Origin of the sequence: Pseudomonas sp. H26/SER47-MNA-CIBAN-0231, from assembly GCF_040310465.1 — a bacterium.
GTDB classification, from domain to species: Bacteria; Pseudomonadota; Gammaproteobacteria; order Pseudomonadales; family Pseudomonadaceae; genus Aquipseudomonas; species Aquipseudomonas atacamensis.
In genome coordinates, this window is record NZ_JBEOPW010000006.1 from 1 (window position 1) to 14,811 (window position 14,811).

6 protein-coding genes are annotated in these 14,811 nt (G+C 61.6%); 5 read left to right on the forward strand and 1 reads right to left on the reverse strand.

What is annotated here, in order from left to right:
* Positions 1–7,436 (reverse strand): retention module-containing protein (locus AAEZ10_RS11310; protein ID WP_350569226.1); only part of this gene is annotated, 7,436 nt, incomplete at its 3' end.
* A gap of 361 nt (positions 7,437–7,797) precedes the next feature.
* Here AAEZ10_RS11310 and AAEZ10_RS11315 point away from each other — a divergent pair.
* The 5 genes from AAEZ10_RS11315 (at position 7,798) to AAEZ10_RS11335 (ending at position 14,805) form a co-directional block, all read left to right on the forward strand.
* The gene (locus AAEZ10_RS11315) at positions 7,798–9,150 is read left to right on the forward strand and encodes a TolC family outer membrane protein (RefSeq protein WP_350569228.1); all 1,353 of its coding nucleotides are present in this window, start codon (positions 7,798–7,800) and stop codon (positions 9,148–9,150) included.
* Positions 9,151–9,183: 33 nt separating this feature from the next.
* Entirely contained in the window at positions 9,184–11,340 is a 2,157-nt protein-coding gene (locus AAEZ10_RS11320; protein ID WP_071174003.1) for a type I secretion system permease/ATPase, read from the forward strand.
* Positions 11,330–12,697, forward strand: a complete 1,368-nt coding sequence (locus AAEZ10_RS11325; RefSeq protein WP_024011116.1) for an HlyD family type I secretion periplasmic adaptor subunit — start codon at positions 11,330–11,332, stop codon at positions 12,695–12,697. The genes AAEZ10_RS11320 and AAEZ10_RS11325 overlap by 11 nt, the downstream gene beginning before the upstream one ends.
* 333 nt (positions 12,698–13,030) lie before the next feature.
* On the forward strand, positions 13,031–13,927 hold the full coding sequence (locus AAEZ10_RS11330) for a TauD/TfdA dioxygenase family protein (protein WP_350569231.1): 897 nt from the start codon (positions 13,031–13,033) through the stop codon (positions 13,925–13,927).
* Positions 13,928–13,944: 17 nt separating this feature from the next.
* The gene (locus AAEZ10_RS11335) at positions 13,945–14,805 is read left to right on the forward strand and encodes an ABC transporter ATP-binding protein (RefSeq protein ID WP_323167856.1); all 861 of its coding nucleotides are present in this window, start codon (positions 13,945–13,947) and stop codon (positions 14,803–14,805) included.
* Positions 14,806–14,811: the final 6 nt, after the last annotated feature.

A 14,811-nucleotide genomic window follows, 5' to 3' on the forward strand; every position in this document is an offset into this window, starting at 1 on the left:
AGCGACAGATTGGTAGTGTCGGCAACGTCGGTGACAGAAGTCGAAACCGGAGTTTTGTCTGCAACCAGATCTTCGAAGTTGCCACCGGTTACGCCAGTGATCGAATTGGTGATCGGAGCGTTGCCCGTCAGCGCATCGTTCGAAGCAACAGCAGTTGCAGTGCCAGTAGTCTGACCGACGCCGATGGTGATGGTCTGGCCGTTGGCCAGAGTCACGACCACAGGCGAGCCAGTAACTGGCGCACCAACCGTGGCGGTGTAAGTCACGGTGCCGCCTTCGGCCACCGATGTATCGGCGGTCAGTTTGACGGTCGAAGTGTCGATGGTGTCGGTGACATTCGTCACCGCTGGAACCGCGCTTGGCACCAGGTTCTCGAAGTTGCCGCCGGTCGCACCCTCGATGGTCACTTCGACTTTGCCGGCATCTTTATAGACGTCATCTTTCGGTGCGTCGACGGTCACGGTGCCGGTGGTTTTACCCGCGTCGATAGTGATCGTGGCGCCATTCGACAGGGTCACGGTCACCGGTGTGCCGGCCGGGTTGGTCAGGGTTGCGGTGTAGGTGATCTGGCCGCCTTCGGCGACCGAATCGCTGGCGGTCAGGTTCAGGTTGGTGGTGTCGGTGGTGTCGGAAACCACGGTGTCTGCGGACTTGCCGTCGACCACCAGTTTTTCGTAATTGCCACCCGTGGCGCCATCAATGGTCACGCTCAACGAGCTGCCGCCCGCCAGCGGGCTGTTCGGCGCGACGTAGTTGACGCTGCCGGTGGTTTCGCCAACGGCGATGGTGATGGTCTGGCCGTTGGACAGGCTGACGGTGACCGGCGAACCGGTCACTGGCGCGCCCACCGTGGCGGTGTAGACCACGGTTTCGCCTTCAGCGACGTTTGCAGTGGCGCTCAGCGACACGGTGGTGGTGTCGATGGTGTCGTTGACCGTGGTCACCGCCGGCGCTGTGCTGGTGACGAGGTTTTCGAAGTTGCCGCCGGTTGCGCTCTGGATGGTCGCTTCAACGCTGCCGGCGTCTTTGTAGAAGTCGTCTTTCGGAGCATCGACAGTCACGGTGCCGGCGGTCTTGCCGGCCTCGATGAGGATGGTCGCACCGTTCGACAGGGTCACGGTGACCGGTGTGCCGGCGGCGTTGCTCAGGGTTGCGGTGTAGGTAATCTGGCCGCCTTCGTTCACCGCGCCGGTCGCGCTGAGCGACAGGTTGGTGGTGTCGGCGGTGTCGGTCACGGTGGTGCTGACCGGGGTCTGGTCGGCGACAAGATTTTCGAAATTACCGCCGCTGACGTTGGTGATCGAGTTGGTCAGCGGCGCGTGGCCGGCGAGGACGTCGTTCGGCGCGGTGGTGCTCACGCTGCCGCTGGTCTTGCCGACTTCAATAGTGATGTTCTGACCATTGGCCAGGGTCACGACCACAGGCGAGCCGGTGACCGGCGCGCCGACGGTGGCGGTGTAGGTGACGGTGCCACCTTCGGCCGCGGTTTCGGTGGCGGTCAGTTTGACCGTCGAGGTGTCGACGGTGTCGGTGACATCAGTGACCGCTGGCGTGGTGCTTGGCACCAGGTTTTCGAAGTTGCCGCCAGTGGCGTCCTTGATCGTGACTTCAACTTTGCCAGCGTCTTTATAGACGTCGTCGGCAGGTGCCGGAACGGTGACGGTGCCGCTGGTTTTGCCGGCCTCGATGGTGATCACCGCGCCGTTGCTCAGATTCACGGTCACGGGGGTACCGGCCGGGTTGCTCAGGGTTGCGGTGTAGACAATCGAACCGCCCTCGGCCACGGAGCCGGTCGCGGACAGCGACAGGTTGGTGGTGTCGGCAACGTCAGTTACCGAGGTCACCGCCGGGGTCTGGTCAGCCACGAGATTTTCGTAATTGCCACCACTGGCGCCGTCGATTTTCACGCTCAGAGTGTTGCCGCCGGCCTGTGCATCGTTCGGCGCGGTGAAGTTGACGCTGGCGCTGCTGGCGCCGACCGGAATGGTGATGGTCTGGCCGTTGGACAGGGTCACCAGCACTGGCGAACCAGTGACCGGGGCGGTCACGGACGCGGTGTAGACAACCACGCCGCCTTCCACCGCGCTGGCGCTGGCGGTCAGCGAAACAATGCTGTTGTCGATGGTGTCGGTGACATCAGTTACCGCAGGCGTCTTGTCGATCACCAGGTTTTCAAAGTTGCCACCGCTGGTCTTGGTGATGCTCGCATCGACCTTGCCGGCGTCCTTGTACACGTCATCGCCAGGCGCGGCTACGGTCGCAGTGCCAGTGCTCGCACCCTTGGCAATGTTGATCACCGCGCCGTTGCTCAGGGTCACGCTCATGGCGGTGCCGGCCGGATTGCTCAGGGTCGCGGTGTAGACGATCGAGCCGCCCTCGGCAACGCTGCCGGTGGCGCTCAGGCTGATGTTGGTGGTGTCGACGGCGTCGGTGACTTTGGTCACCACAGCCGAACGATCGGCCTCGACGCGCTCGAAATTGCCGCCGCTGTGGCTGGCGATCGCCGTCCGCACGTTGCTGCCATCGATGTACGGCGTATTGGCGGGCGCCGGGAAATTCACCGAACCGCTGGTCGCACCGGCCGCGATGTTGATCACCGCGCCGTTGGCCAGGGTCACGGTCATCGCAGTGCCGGCCGGGTTGCTCAGGGTCGCGGTGTAGGTGATCTGGCCACCTTCGCTGACGGTATCGCTGGCGGTCAGGGTCAGTGCGGTTGTGTCGACGGTGTCGTTGACCGTGGTGCTGACCGGAGTCTTGCTGACGTCGAGTTTCTCGAAGTTGCCACCGCTGGCGTCGGTCATGGTCACGGTGAGCTTGCTGAGGTCCTTGTAGACGTCATCGCTCGGTGCGGCGATCGTCACCGAACCGCTGGTCTTGCCGGCTTCGATGGTGATGGTCTGGCCGTTGCTCAGGTTGACGGTTACCGGCGTTTGCGCGGCGTTGGTCAGCGTTGCGGTGTAAGTGATCGAAGAGCCTTCGAGCACATAGCTTTCTGCGCTGAGGGTCAGGTGCGTGGTGTTGACCGTGTCGGCAACATTGGTCACCGCAGGCGTAGTGCTCGGCACCAGATTTTCGAAGTTGCCACCGGTGGCGTCCTTGATGGTCACTTCGACTTTGCCGGCGTCTTTGTAGACATCGTCGGCAGGTGCCGGAACGGTCACGGTGCCGGTGGTCTTGCCCGCTTCAATGGTGATGACCGAACCGTTGCTCAGATTGACGGTTACCGGCGTGCCGGCCGGGTTGCTCAGCGTCGCGGTGTAGGTGATCTGCCCACCTTCGTTGACGTTGCCGGTGGCAGTCAGCGCGACGCTGGTGGTGTCGACGGTGTCGGTCACGGTGGTGCTGACCGGGGTCTCGTCGGCGACCAGATTTTCGAAGTTGCCGCCGCTGACGTTGGTGATCGAGTTGGTCAGCGGTGCGTGACCGATCTGCACGTCATTCGATACCGGGGCGGTAACGCTGCCGGTGGTCTGGCCGACGGCGATGGTGATGTTCTGGCCGTTGGCCAGGGTCACGACAACAGGCGAGCCGGTGACGGGCGCGCCGACAGTGGCGGTGTAGGTGACGGTGCCGCCTTCAGCGACCGAGGTGTCGGCGGTCAATTTGACCGTCGAGGTATCGATGGTGTCGGTGACTTGAGTGACCGCTGGCGTGGTGCTCGGAACGAGGTTCTCGAAGTTGCCGCCGGTGGCGCTGGTGATGGTGGCCTGCACGGAACCGGCGTCTTTGTAGACGTCGTCGGACGGAGCCGGGAAGGTCACATTACCGCTGGTTTCGCCTGCCTTGATGGTGATGACGGCGCCGTTCGACAAGGTCACGGTCACTGGCGAACCAGCAGCATTGGTCAAAGTGGCGGTGTAAGTGATCTGGCCGCCTTCAGCCACGGAAGCGGTCGCGCTCAGCGACAGATTGGTGGTGTCGGCCACGTCGGTGACGGTGGTCGAAACTGGGGTTTTGTCAGCCACCAGATTTTCGTAGTTGCCACCGCTTACGCCAGTGATCGAGTTGGTCAGCGCAGCGTTGCCGGTCAAGGCATCGTTCGGTGCGGTGTAAGTGACGGAGCCGGTGGTCTGGCCGACGGCGATGGTGATGTTCTGGCCGTTGGCCAACGTCACGACCACAGGCGAGCCGGTGACTGGCGCGCCGACGGTGGCGGTGTAAGTTACGGTGCCGCCTTCGGCAACCGAGGTGTCTGCGCTCAGCTTCACCGTCGAGGTATCGACGGTGTCAGTGATTTCGGTCACTGCCGGCGTAGCGTTCGGCACCAGATTTTCGAAATTGCCGCCGGTGGCGTCCTTGATGCTGACTTCGACCTGGCCGGCGTCCTTGTAGACGTCATCGGCCGGCGCTGGAACGGTAACGGTGCCGGTGGTTTTGCCGGCATCAATGGTGATCACCGAACCGTTGCTCAGGGTCACGGTTACCGGGGTGCCGGCCGGATTCGTCAGCGTGGCGGTGTAGGTGATCTGGCCACCCTCGGCCACAGAACCGGTGGCGCTGAGGCTCAGGCCAGTGTCATCGACCGAGTCGGTAATCGTGGTAACGGCTGGCGTGGTGCTTGGCACCAGATTTTCGAAGTTGCCGCCGGTAGCGCCGGTGATGGTGGTGCTGACGGTGCTGCCATTGTTGTAAACGTCATTGGCCGCAGTCGGCACGTTGACGGTGCCAACGGTTTCGCCAGCCGCAATGGTGATGGTCGAGCCGTTCGACAGAGTGACGGTCACCGGGGTCTGCGCTGGATTGGTCAGTGTCGCGGTATAGGTGATCTGACCGCCTTCAACAATGTTGTTGGTCGCGGTCAGCGTCAGGCCGGTGTTGTCGACCGAGTCGGTGATCGTAGTGACTGCTGGCGTGGTGTTCGGCACCAGGTTTTCGAAGTTGCCGCCGGTAGCCCCGGTGATCGTCGTGCTGACGGTGCTGCCATTGTTGTAAACGTCATTGGCCGCAGTCGGCACGTTCACGGTGCCAACGGTCTCGCCCGCAGCAATGGTGATGGTCGAACCGTTCGACAGGGTGACGGTAACTGGCGTCTGCGCTGGATTAGTCAGCGTTGCGGTGTAAGTGATCTGACCGCCTTCAACGATGTTGTTGGTCGCGGTCAGCGTCAGGCCGGTGTTGTCGACCGAGTCGGTGATCGTAGTGACTGCTGGCGTGGTGTTCGGCACCAGGTTTTCGAAGTTGCCGCCGGTAGCCCCGGTGATCGTCGTGCTGACGGTGCTGCCATTGTTGTAAACGTCATTGGCCGCAGTCGGCACGTTGACGGTGCCGACGGTTTCGCCAGCCGCGATGGTGATGGTCGAGCCGTTGGACAGCGTGACGGTTACCGGGGTTTGTGCCGGGTTGGTCAAGGTCGCGGTGTAGGTGATCTGGCCGCCTTCAACAATGTTGTTGGTCGCAGTCAGGCTCAGGCCAGTGTCATCGACCGAGTCGGTAATCGTGGTAACGGCTGGCGTGGTGCTTGGCACCAGATTTTCGAAGTTGCCGCCGGTAGCGCCGGTGATGGTGGTGCTGACGGTGCTGCCATTGTTGTAAACGTCATTGGCCGCAGTCGGCACGTTGACGGTGCCGACGGTCTCGCCGGTAGCAATGGTGATGGTCGAACCGTTGGACAGAGTGACGGTTACCGGCGTCTGCGCTGGATTAGTCAGCGTCGCGGTGTAGGTGATCTGACCGCCTTCAACGATGTTGTTGGTAGCGGTCAGGGTCAGCCCGGTGTTGTCGACCGAGTCGGTGATGGTGGTCACCGCTGGCGTGGTGTTTGGCACCAGATTTTCGAAGTTGCCGCCGGTAGCGCCGGTAATGGTGGTGCTGACGGTGCTGCCATTGTTGTACACGTCATTGGCCGCAGTCGGCACGTTGACGGTGCCGACGGTCTCGCCGGCTGCAATGGTGATGGTTGAGCCGTTCGACAGAGTGACGGTAACTGGCGTCTGCGCTGGATTAGTCAGCGTTGCGGTGTAAGTGATCTGACCGCCTTCAACGATGTTGTTGGTCGCGGTCAACGTCAGACCGGTGTTATCAACCGAATCAGTGATCGTGGTAACGGCTGGCGTGGTGTTTGGCACCAGATTTTCGAAATTGCCGCCAGTTGCGCCAGTGATCGTGGTGCTGACGGTGCTGCCATTGTTGTAAACGTCATTGGCCGCTGTTGGCACGTTGACGGTGCCGACGGTTTCGCCAGCCGCGATGGTGATGGTCGAGCCGTTCGACAGAGTGACGGTCACCGGGGTTTGCGCCGGGTTGGTCAACGTCGCGGTGTAGGTGATCTGACCGCCTTCAACGATGTTGTTGGTAGCGGTCAGGGTCAGCCCGGTGTTGTCGACCGAATCAGTGATCGTGGTAACGGCTGGCGTGGTGTTTGGCACCAGATTTTCGAAGTTGCCGCCAGTTGCGCCAGTGATCGTGGTGCTGACGGTGCTGCCATTGTTGTACACGTCGTTCGCTGGCGTCGGCACGTTAACAGTGCCGGTAGTCTGGCCAGCGCCAATGGTAATGGTCGAGCCGTTCGACAGAGTGACGGTTACCGGAGTTTGCGCCGGGTTGGTCAAAGTCGCCGTATAGGTAATCTGGCCGCCTTCGGTCACGCTCGAACCAGCCGTCAGCGTGACGGTAGTGGTATCGACGGTGTCGGTGACCTGCGTGGTCGCCGGGATAGTTGGCGGGGTCACGGTGATGCCGTTGCCGCCGCTGGTGCCGGTGACGGTCACGTCGATCTGGGTCGGGTCGTTGTAGACCGTGTCGTTCGGCGCCAGCGGCACGTTGACGGTGCCGGTGGTGGCGCCGGCCGGGATGACGATTACTGCGCCATTGGACAGGGTGATGGTCAGGTCGGTCAGCGGCGCCTGGGTCAGGGTCGCGGTGTACACCAGCACGCCGCCGGCTTCGGTGATGGTCGGCGTGGCGCTGAGGCTCAGGGTCGAGTCGCGCAGCGCGTTGGTGGTGGTGTCGGTGGTCAGGCCGCCGGTGGTGTCCTGCGCGACTTGGCCGGCAGAATTGATGCCCGCCGTCGGAAAGCCAATGGTCGGATCGACGCGGCCAGCGGTGGCGTCGAGCATGACAAAGCTGTGACCACCACCGGCGGCGCCACCGGTACCTGCGGCGGTCGGGCCGGCCGCGGTGGATTCGAGTGCGGTGGTCGGGTCGACACCGGCGGCGATGGCTTGCTGCAGTTCTTCTACAGAAGGCGCAGCCTGCGCGGTGGCTTCGGCCAGGTCAGTGCTGGAGTCAGGCGAGCTGGCGCTCCACTGGGTGTCACGGCCCAGATCGAGCATGCGGCCATCGGCCAGTTCCAGCGACACCGCGCCGGACAGGCCGGTATCGATCTGGTCGCCGACATACAGGCGATCGCCTTCAACGAGTACGCGACGCACGCCCTCTGGGGACACCACGAAAACCTGACCGACAATGCTTTTGACGACGGCAACAACACTGCTCATTGAAGACTCTCCGGGGTGTCACATTCAGTTGACTTCCATGGACCTGACGGGCGTCGGCGCCACTTCAGTCTGGACGTACTTTCTATAAATGGATAACTTATTGACGCTGTATTTCCGTCAATAATCTGGCTATAAATTATCGCGATTAACTTTATGCCAAACTATTGACCTTCTGGGAGCCATCCTAAACAATCGCCCCACTAATGTCACATTGATATTTCCGCGGCGACCTGTCCTTCAGCCTGTCATCCAGTTCCTGTTTTGAACTTTCCGACATACGGTCTTTCGGGTTGCCATCATCCGACGCAGCACCACGTTTCTGCTGTGATTCAAGACAAGAAGTTCCGGGAAAATTCCAACCATGCGTTCGCTTTTGCTCCTTGCCGCTCCCTTCGCTCTCGCCGCCTCTTTTGTACAAGCACAATCCTTACCAGAAGCCATGCAACAGGCGCTGGATGTCCATCCGGAGATTCAGGCGGGGGTCAATAGTCGATTGGCGGCGGATTATCAGTTAAAGGCTGCGAAAGGGGGATACCTGCCCAAGGTCGATCTGCTCGGCGGTTATGGCCGTGAAGGCACCGACAGTGTGACCACTCGAGCGAACGGTGGAAGCAATCACTGGGAGACGTTGAACCGCAGCGAGTCAAGTTTACGTCTCTCGCAAATGGTTTTTGACGGTTTCGCGACGTCCAACGAAGTTGCGCGTCAACAAGCCAACGTCAGCTCCCGTGCTTACTCGTTGCTGGGCACTTCCGAACGCACTGCGCTGACCGTCGCCCAGGTTTATCTGGACGTGCTGACCCGTCGCGAATTCGTCCGTCTGGCCGAGGAAAACCTCAAGAGCCACCAGCGCATCTACGATCAGATCCAGCTGCGCACCCAGCGCGGCGTCGGCAGCGGTGCCGACCTTGATCAGGCCGAAGCCCGTATGGCCCAGGCCCGCAACAATCTGATCACCGAACAGACCAACCTCGCCGACGCGGAAACCAACTTCCTCAGCGCCGTCGGCCAGATGCCCGACCAGCTCGAGCGCCCGGCGCCGTTCATGGCGATGATGCCCGCCAACCTCAATGAAGCCCGCGCGCAGATGCTGGAAAACAGCCCGATCCTGCGTTCCGCCGAGTCGGATATTGCCGCTGCCGAGAGGCAGTTCGCCACCGCCAAATCGACCTTCTACCCGCGCTTCGACGCTGAGCTGGGCCGTACCGCCGACAACGATCTCGACGGCCAGAACGGCCACAACAACGAATGGCAGGCCATGCTGCGCATGCGTTTCAACCTGTATTCCGGTGGCAGCAACAAGGCCGATCTGGAATCCAAGTCGTACCTGGCCAACCAGGCGCTGGACATCCGCAACAACGCCCTGCGTCAGTTGAACGAAGAGCTCGGCCTGGCCTGGAACGCGCTGAACAACGCCAACGCTCAGGTGCCGATCGCTCAGCAGTACGTCGATCGCAGCACCTCGGTGCGTACTGCCTACCAGCGTCAATTCAGCCTCGGCGAACGCACCCTGCTGGATTTGCTCGACAGCGAAAACGAACTGTTCACCGCCTCGCGGCGTCTGGCGGAAATCAAGAACATTCAGTTATTTACTCAGTACCGAATCAAGGCGACCATGGGCCAATTGCTCAAAAGCCAGGGAGTGGTCGCGCCGTTGGCATCCGTTGTGCAGAACGACGTGAAGCCCAAGGTCCAGCTGCCTGGGATGAACTGAGTTATCCCTTTCAACTGTTAAAGAGTGTCGAGCGTGGAATCAGAAGTCAGTCGAGTTCAACTCAGCCATGATCCACGCGCGTTGCATGACGATCCGTTGCTGGATGGTCTGCTCGCCCTGTGCATGCTGCACCAGAAGCCTGCCAGCGCGGCGATGCTGACCACTGGCCTGCCGCTGCCCAAACAACGTTTGAGTGTCGAGTTGCTGCCGCGCGCAGCGGCTCGCGCCGGGCTGCAGGGGCGGGTGTTGCAGCGCAAGCTCGAAGAAATTCCGGCGATCGCCATGCCCGCGCTGTTGCTGCTCAAGGATGGCCGCAGCGCCGTCCTGCTGGGCTGGCAGGGCGACAACGAAGCACGAGTGCTGCTCAGCGAAAGCGATGGCGGCGAGTCGGTGGTCAGCCGTGAACTACTGACCGACGATTACACCGGCAAAGTGTTCTTCGCCCAGCCGCAGCACAAATTCGACGTCAACCACGGCACGCTGATCCCGCGTGCACGCTCGTGGTTTCGCGACACCCTCAAGCGTTCGCGCTGGCTGTACGCCGATGCGATCGCCGCCAGTTTCCTGATCAACATCATCGCCATGGCCGCGCCGCTGTTCGTGATGAACGTCTACGACCGCGTGGTACCGAACCAGGCCGAAGCAACCCTTTGGGTGCTGGCGCTGGGCATCACCGGCGCTTACATCTTCGACTTGATCCTCAAGAGCCTGCGCAGCCTGTGCCTGGATCTGGCCGGGAAGAAAACCGACCTGATCATCTCCGCCACGCTGTTCGAGCGCATTGTCGGCATGGCGATGAAATACCGCCCGGCGCGGGTCGGCAGTTTTGCCCAGAACATCCACGAGTTTCAAAGCCTGCGCGACTTTCTCGCGTCGCTGACCCTGACCAGTCTGATCGACCTGCCGTTCACCATCCTGATTTTCATCGTCATCGCCATTCTCGGCGGGCATCTGGTGTGGATTCCGGTGCTGGCGTTCCCGATTGCCCTGTTGATCGGCTACGCCTTGCAGAAGCCGCTGATCGCGACCATGGAGCGCACCATGGCGCTGGGCGCCGAGCGCCAGTCGAGCCTGATCGAAACCCTCGCCGGCCTGGATGCGGTCAAGGTCAACAACGCTGAAAGCGAGCGCCAGTATCAGTGGGAGCAGACCATCGGCACCCTCAGCCGTCTCGAGCTGCGAGTGAAAATGCTCTCCGGTCTGGCAATGAACATCACCTTGCTGATCCAGCAACTGGCCGGGGTGATCATGATCGTCTTCGGCGTGTACCAGATCATCGCCGGCAACCTGAGCATGGGCGGGCTGATTGCCTGCTACATGCTCAGTGGCCGCGCCCTCAGCCCGCTGGCGTCGCTGTCCGGCCTGCTCACGCGCTATCAACAGGCGCGGGTGACCATGACCTCGGTCGACCAGATGATGGAGCTGCCGCAGGAGCGCAACTTCGAGGAGCGCCCGTTGAGCCGCAAGGTTCTGCAGGGTGCGATCGAATGCCGTCAGCTCAGCTTCACCTACCCGGACCAGCAGAACCCGGCGCTGAAGAACATCAACCTGGTGATCCGTCCCGGCGAGAAGATCGGCATCATCGGCCGCAGCGGTTCGGGCAAGAGTTCGCTGGCGAAACTGCTGGTGGGCCTGTACCAACCGGACGACGGTGCGTTGCTGGTCGATGGCGTGGACATCCGCCAGATCGACGTCAGCGAACTGCGCTACAACATCGGCTACGTACCGCAGGACATTCAGCTGCTGTCCGGCACCCTGCGTGACAACCTGGTGTCCGGCGCGCGTTACGTCGAAGACGAGCTGGTGCTGCAAGCCGCCGAACTGGCCGGCGTCCACGAATTCGCCCGTCTGCACCCGCAAGGCTACGAGCTGCAAGTCGGCGAGCGTGGGCAAAACCTCTCCGGCGGCCAGCGGCAGAACGTCGCCCTGGCCCGGGCGCTGTTGCTCAATCCACCGATCTTGCTGATGGACGAGCCAACCAGTGCGATGGACAACACCGGCGAAGAACGCCTCAAGCAACGCCTCGCAGCAGTGATTGAAAACAAGACCGTGGTGCTGGTCACGCACCGGGCATCGCTGTTGTCGCTGGTCGATCGCCTGCTGGTGATCGATCGCGGGCAGATTCTCGCCGACGGCCCGAAAGCCGCCGTGATGGAAGCGTTGAAGAAGGGGCAGATCAGTGTTGCTTAAGTCCGGTGTCAAGGAGTCGATCCGTCGCTACTTCAAGGGCTCTGCCTCGCTGCAGGGCCAGCCGCTGCCGGAGGTCAACAAGGCGCTGATCGAAGACGCCCCGCGCGTCGTGCGCCTGACCATCTGGGCGATCATCGGCTTTTTCGTGTTCCTCATGCTCTGGGCCAACTTCGCCGTGATCGACGAGGTGACCAAGGGCGACGGCAAGGCGATTCCGTCGTCGAAGATCCAGAAAATCCAGAACCTGGAGGGCGGTATCGTCTCCGAGCTGTTCGTCAAGGAAGGCCAGATCGTCGAGGCCGGCGCGCCGCTGATTCGTCTCGACGACACGCGTTTTGCCTCCAACGTCGGCGAAACCGAGGCTGATCGCCTGTCGATGTTGCTGCGGGTCGAGCGTCTGAGCGCGGAAGTCGATGATCGTCCGCTGAATTTCCCCGAGGACGTGCTCAAAGCCGTGCCGGGCCAGGCGAAAAGCGAAGAGTCGCTGTACATCAGCCGCCGTCAGCAGTTGCACGATGAAATCGGCGGCCTGCAGGAGCAATTGATCCAGCGTCAGCAGGAGCTGCGTGAGTTCAGCTCCAAGCAGGCGCAGTACCGTCAGCAACTCGGCTTGCAGCGTCAGGAAATCAACATGTCCGAGCCGCTGGTGGCGCAGGGCGCGGTCTCGCCGGTGGAAGTGTTGCGCCTCAAGCGTGCCGAAGTGGAAACCCGTGGCCAGCTCGATGCGACCACGCTGGCCATCCCGCGCGCCGAATCGGCGATCAAGGAAGTGCAGCGCAAGATCGACGAAACCCGCGGCAAATTCCGCAGCGAAGCGCTGACCCAGCTCAACGAAGCACGCACCGATCTGAACAAGGCCCAGGCCACCGGCAAGGCGCTGGAAGACCGCGTCAGCCGTACGCTGGTTACCTCGCCGGTGCGGGGCATCGTCAACAAGTTGCTGGTCAACACTATCGGCGGCGTGATCCAGCCGGGCAGCGACATGGTCGAAATCGTGCCGCTGGATGACACCCTGCTGGTCGAAGCCAAGATTCGCCCGCAAGACATTGCGTTCCTGCATCCGGGACAGGAAGCGATCGTCAAATTCACCGCCTATGACTACACCATTTACGGCGGCCTGAAGGCACAGCTGGAGCAGATCGGTGCGGACACCATCACCGACGAAGACAAGAAAACCACCTACTACGTGATCAAGGTGCGCACCGAGCGCAGCCACTTGGGCACGGATGAAAAGCCACTGCTGATCATCCCGGGGATGGTCGCTTCGGTGGATATCATCACCGGCAAGAAGTCGGTGTTGAGCTATTTGCTCAAGCCGATCATCCGCGCACGGGCTGAGGCGTTGCACGAGCGCTAGATTTTCGGCGCTGGTGACGGCCTATTCGCGAGCAGGCTCGCTCCCACAGGAGATTGCATTCCAACTGTGGGAGCGAGCCTGCTCGCGAAGGCGCCCGCTGGGGCGCTGCATATCCGTCGGTAAGTGACACAAATGGTCACCCACGCCCTCACCATTCGCCATATCGTTATTCATTAACGGTATTTAATTTCCAATTCTTATAGCTATAAAGTCACCCACCTGCGTACCTGCCGACCAATCGGCGCGCCGCACGACCTGAACCGACACGCAATCCAGCGTGAGTGTCTGATCGACGAGCGCGTCCATGAGCGCGCCGTGCGTGGGAGATAATTGATGTCCGCCGCTACTGCCACCGAAAGCGCCGCAACTGCCGCGCCGCAAATCTTCGAAATTCGCCCCTTCAGCGGTGCCGTCGGCGCCGAGATCGTTGGCCTCGACCTGCGCCGGCCGGTCAATGATCAGGACTTCGCGCGGATTCACCGCGCGCACCTGGATTACCACGTCGTGGTCTTTCGCGATCAGCAGATCACCCCGCAACAGCAAATCGATTTCAGCCGCCGTTTCGGCGTGTTGCAGATCCACGTGCTCAAACAATTCCTCTTGGCCAACCACCCGGAAATCCTCATCGTTTCCAACATCATCGAGAACGGCCAGAACATCGGTCTCGGTGACGCCGGCAAATTCTGGCATTCCGATCTCTCCTATAAGGAACTGCCGAGTCTCGGCTCGATGCTGCACGCCCAAGAGCTGCCCGCCGAGGGTGGCGACACGCTGTTTGCCGACATGCACAAAGCCTGGGATGACTTGCCCGCTGCCTTGCGCACTGCGGTCGAAGGACGTTCCGCTGCGCATTCCTATACCGCGCGCTACAGCGAAACCAAGTTCGAAGGCAACTGGCGCCCGACCCTGACCCCGGAACAGTTGGCTCAGGTCGCCGAAGTGGTGCATCCGGTGGTGCGCACCCATCCGGAAAACGGCCGCAAGGCCTTGTTCGTCAGCGAAGGCTTCACCACGCGAATTGTCGGTCTGCCGGAAGACGAAAGTCGTCAGTTGCTCGGCGAACTCTTCGCCCACAGCGTGCTGCCGCAAAACATCTACCGCCATCAGTGGGAACCGCATGATCTGGTGTTCTGGGACAACCGCTCGCTGATCCACCTCGCCGCCGGCTGCCCCGCGCATCTGCGCCGCAAGCTGTATCGCACGACCATTCAGGGCGACGCGCCTTTCTGATTTGCCGGAGATCGATCATGAATGCCCCTTTGCCAGGCCACGCGGCCAGCAACCCGATCGCCCGCAGCGAAGCGTTGCTGGCCGTCGATCACGTCAGCCTCGAATACCGCACGCCGCAGCGGGTGGTGCGCGCCACCCACCAAGTCAGTTTCGCCGTCGACCCGGCTGATCGTTTCGTCCTGCTTGGCCCGTCCGGTTGCGGGAAATCGACCTTGCTCAAAGCGGTCGCCGGATTCATCCAGCCCTGCGAAGGAGAGATCCGCCTGCAAGGCCAGCGCGTCGATGCGCCGGGGCCGGACCGCATTGTGGTGTTTCAGGAATTCGACCAGTTGCCGCCGTGGAAAACCGTTAAGCAAAACGTGATGTTCCCGCTGCTCGCCTCGCGCACCTTGAACAAGAAAGAAGCCGAAGAGCGTGCGTTGCATTATCTGGAAAAGGTCGGCCTCGCAGCATTCGCCGACGCCTATCCACACACCTTGTCCGGCGGCATGAAAGCACGGGTGGCGATCGCCCGGGCGTTGGCCATGCAACCTAAAATTCTTTTGATGGACGAACCCTTCGCTGCACTCGACGCGTTGACTCGCCGCAAGATGCAGGAGGAATTGCTGCTGCTCTGGGAAGAGGTGCGCTTCACCCTGCTGTTCGTCACCCATTCGATCGAAGAAGCCTTGGTGGTCGGCAATCGCATCCTCTTGTTGTCGCCACATCCGGGCCGGGTGCGCGCCGAAGTGCACAGCCATCAATACGACCTGCACAGCCTCGGCGGCGTGGCGTTTCAGGAATCGGCGCGGCGCATTCATCGTCTGCTGTTCGATGAGGGCCAGGCGCTGGAGACCGAGCGTGATCACGACTTCAACGACATTCGCATCGCCTATTGAGCGGCC

Bases quoted from the DNA above. Each gene is read 5' to 3' on its own strand.
- AAEZ10_RS11315 (WP_350569228.1), top strand. From the start codon at position 7,798: ATGCGTTCGCTTTTGCTCCTTGCCGCTCCCTTCGCTCTCGCCGCCTCT.
- AAEZ10_RS11330 (WP_350569231.1), top strand. From the start codon at position 13,031: ATGTCCGCCGCTACTGCCACCGAAAGCGCCGCAACTGCCGCGCCGCAA.
- AAEZ10_RS11335 (WP_323167856.1), top strand. From the start codon at position 13,945: ATGAATGCCCCTTTGCCAGGCCACGCGGCCAGCAACCCGATCGCCCGC.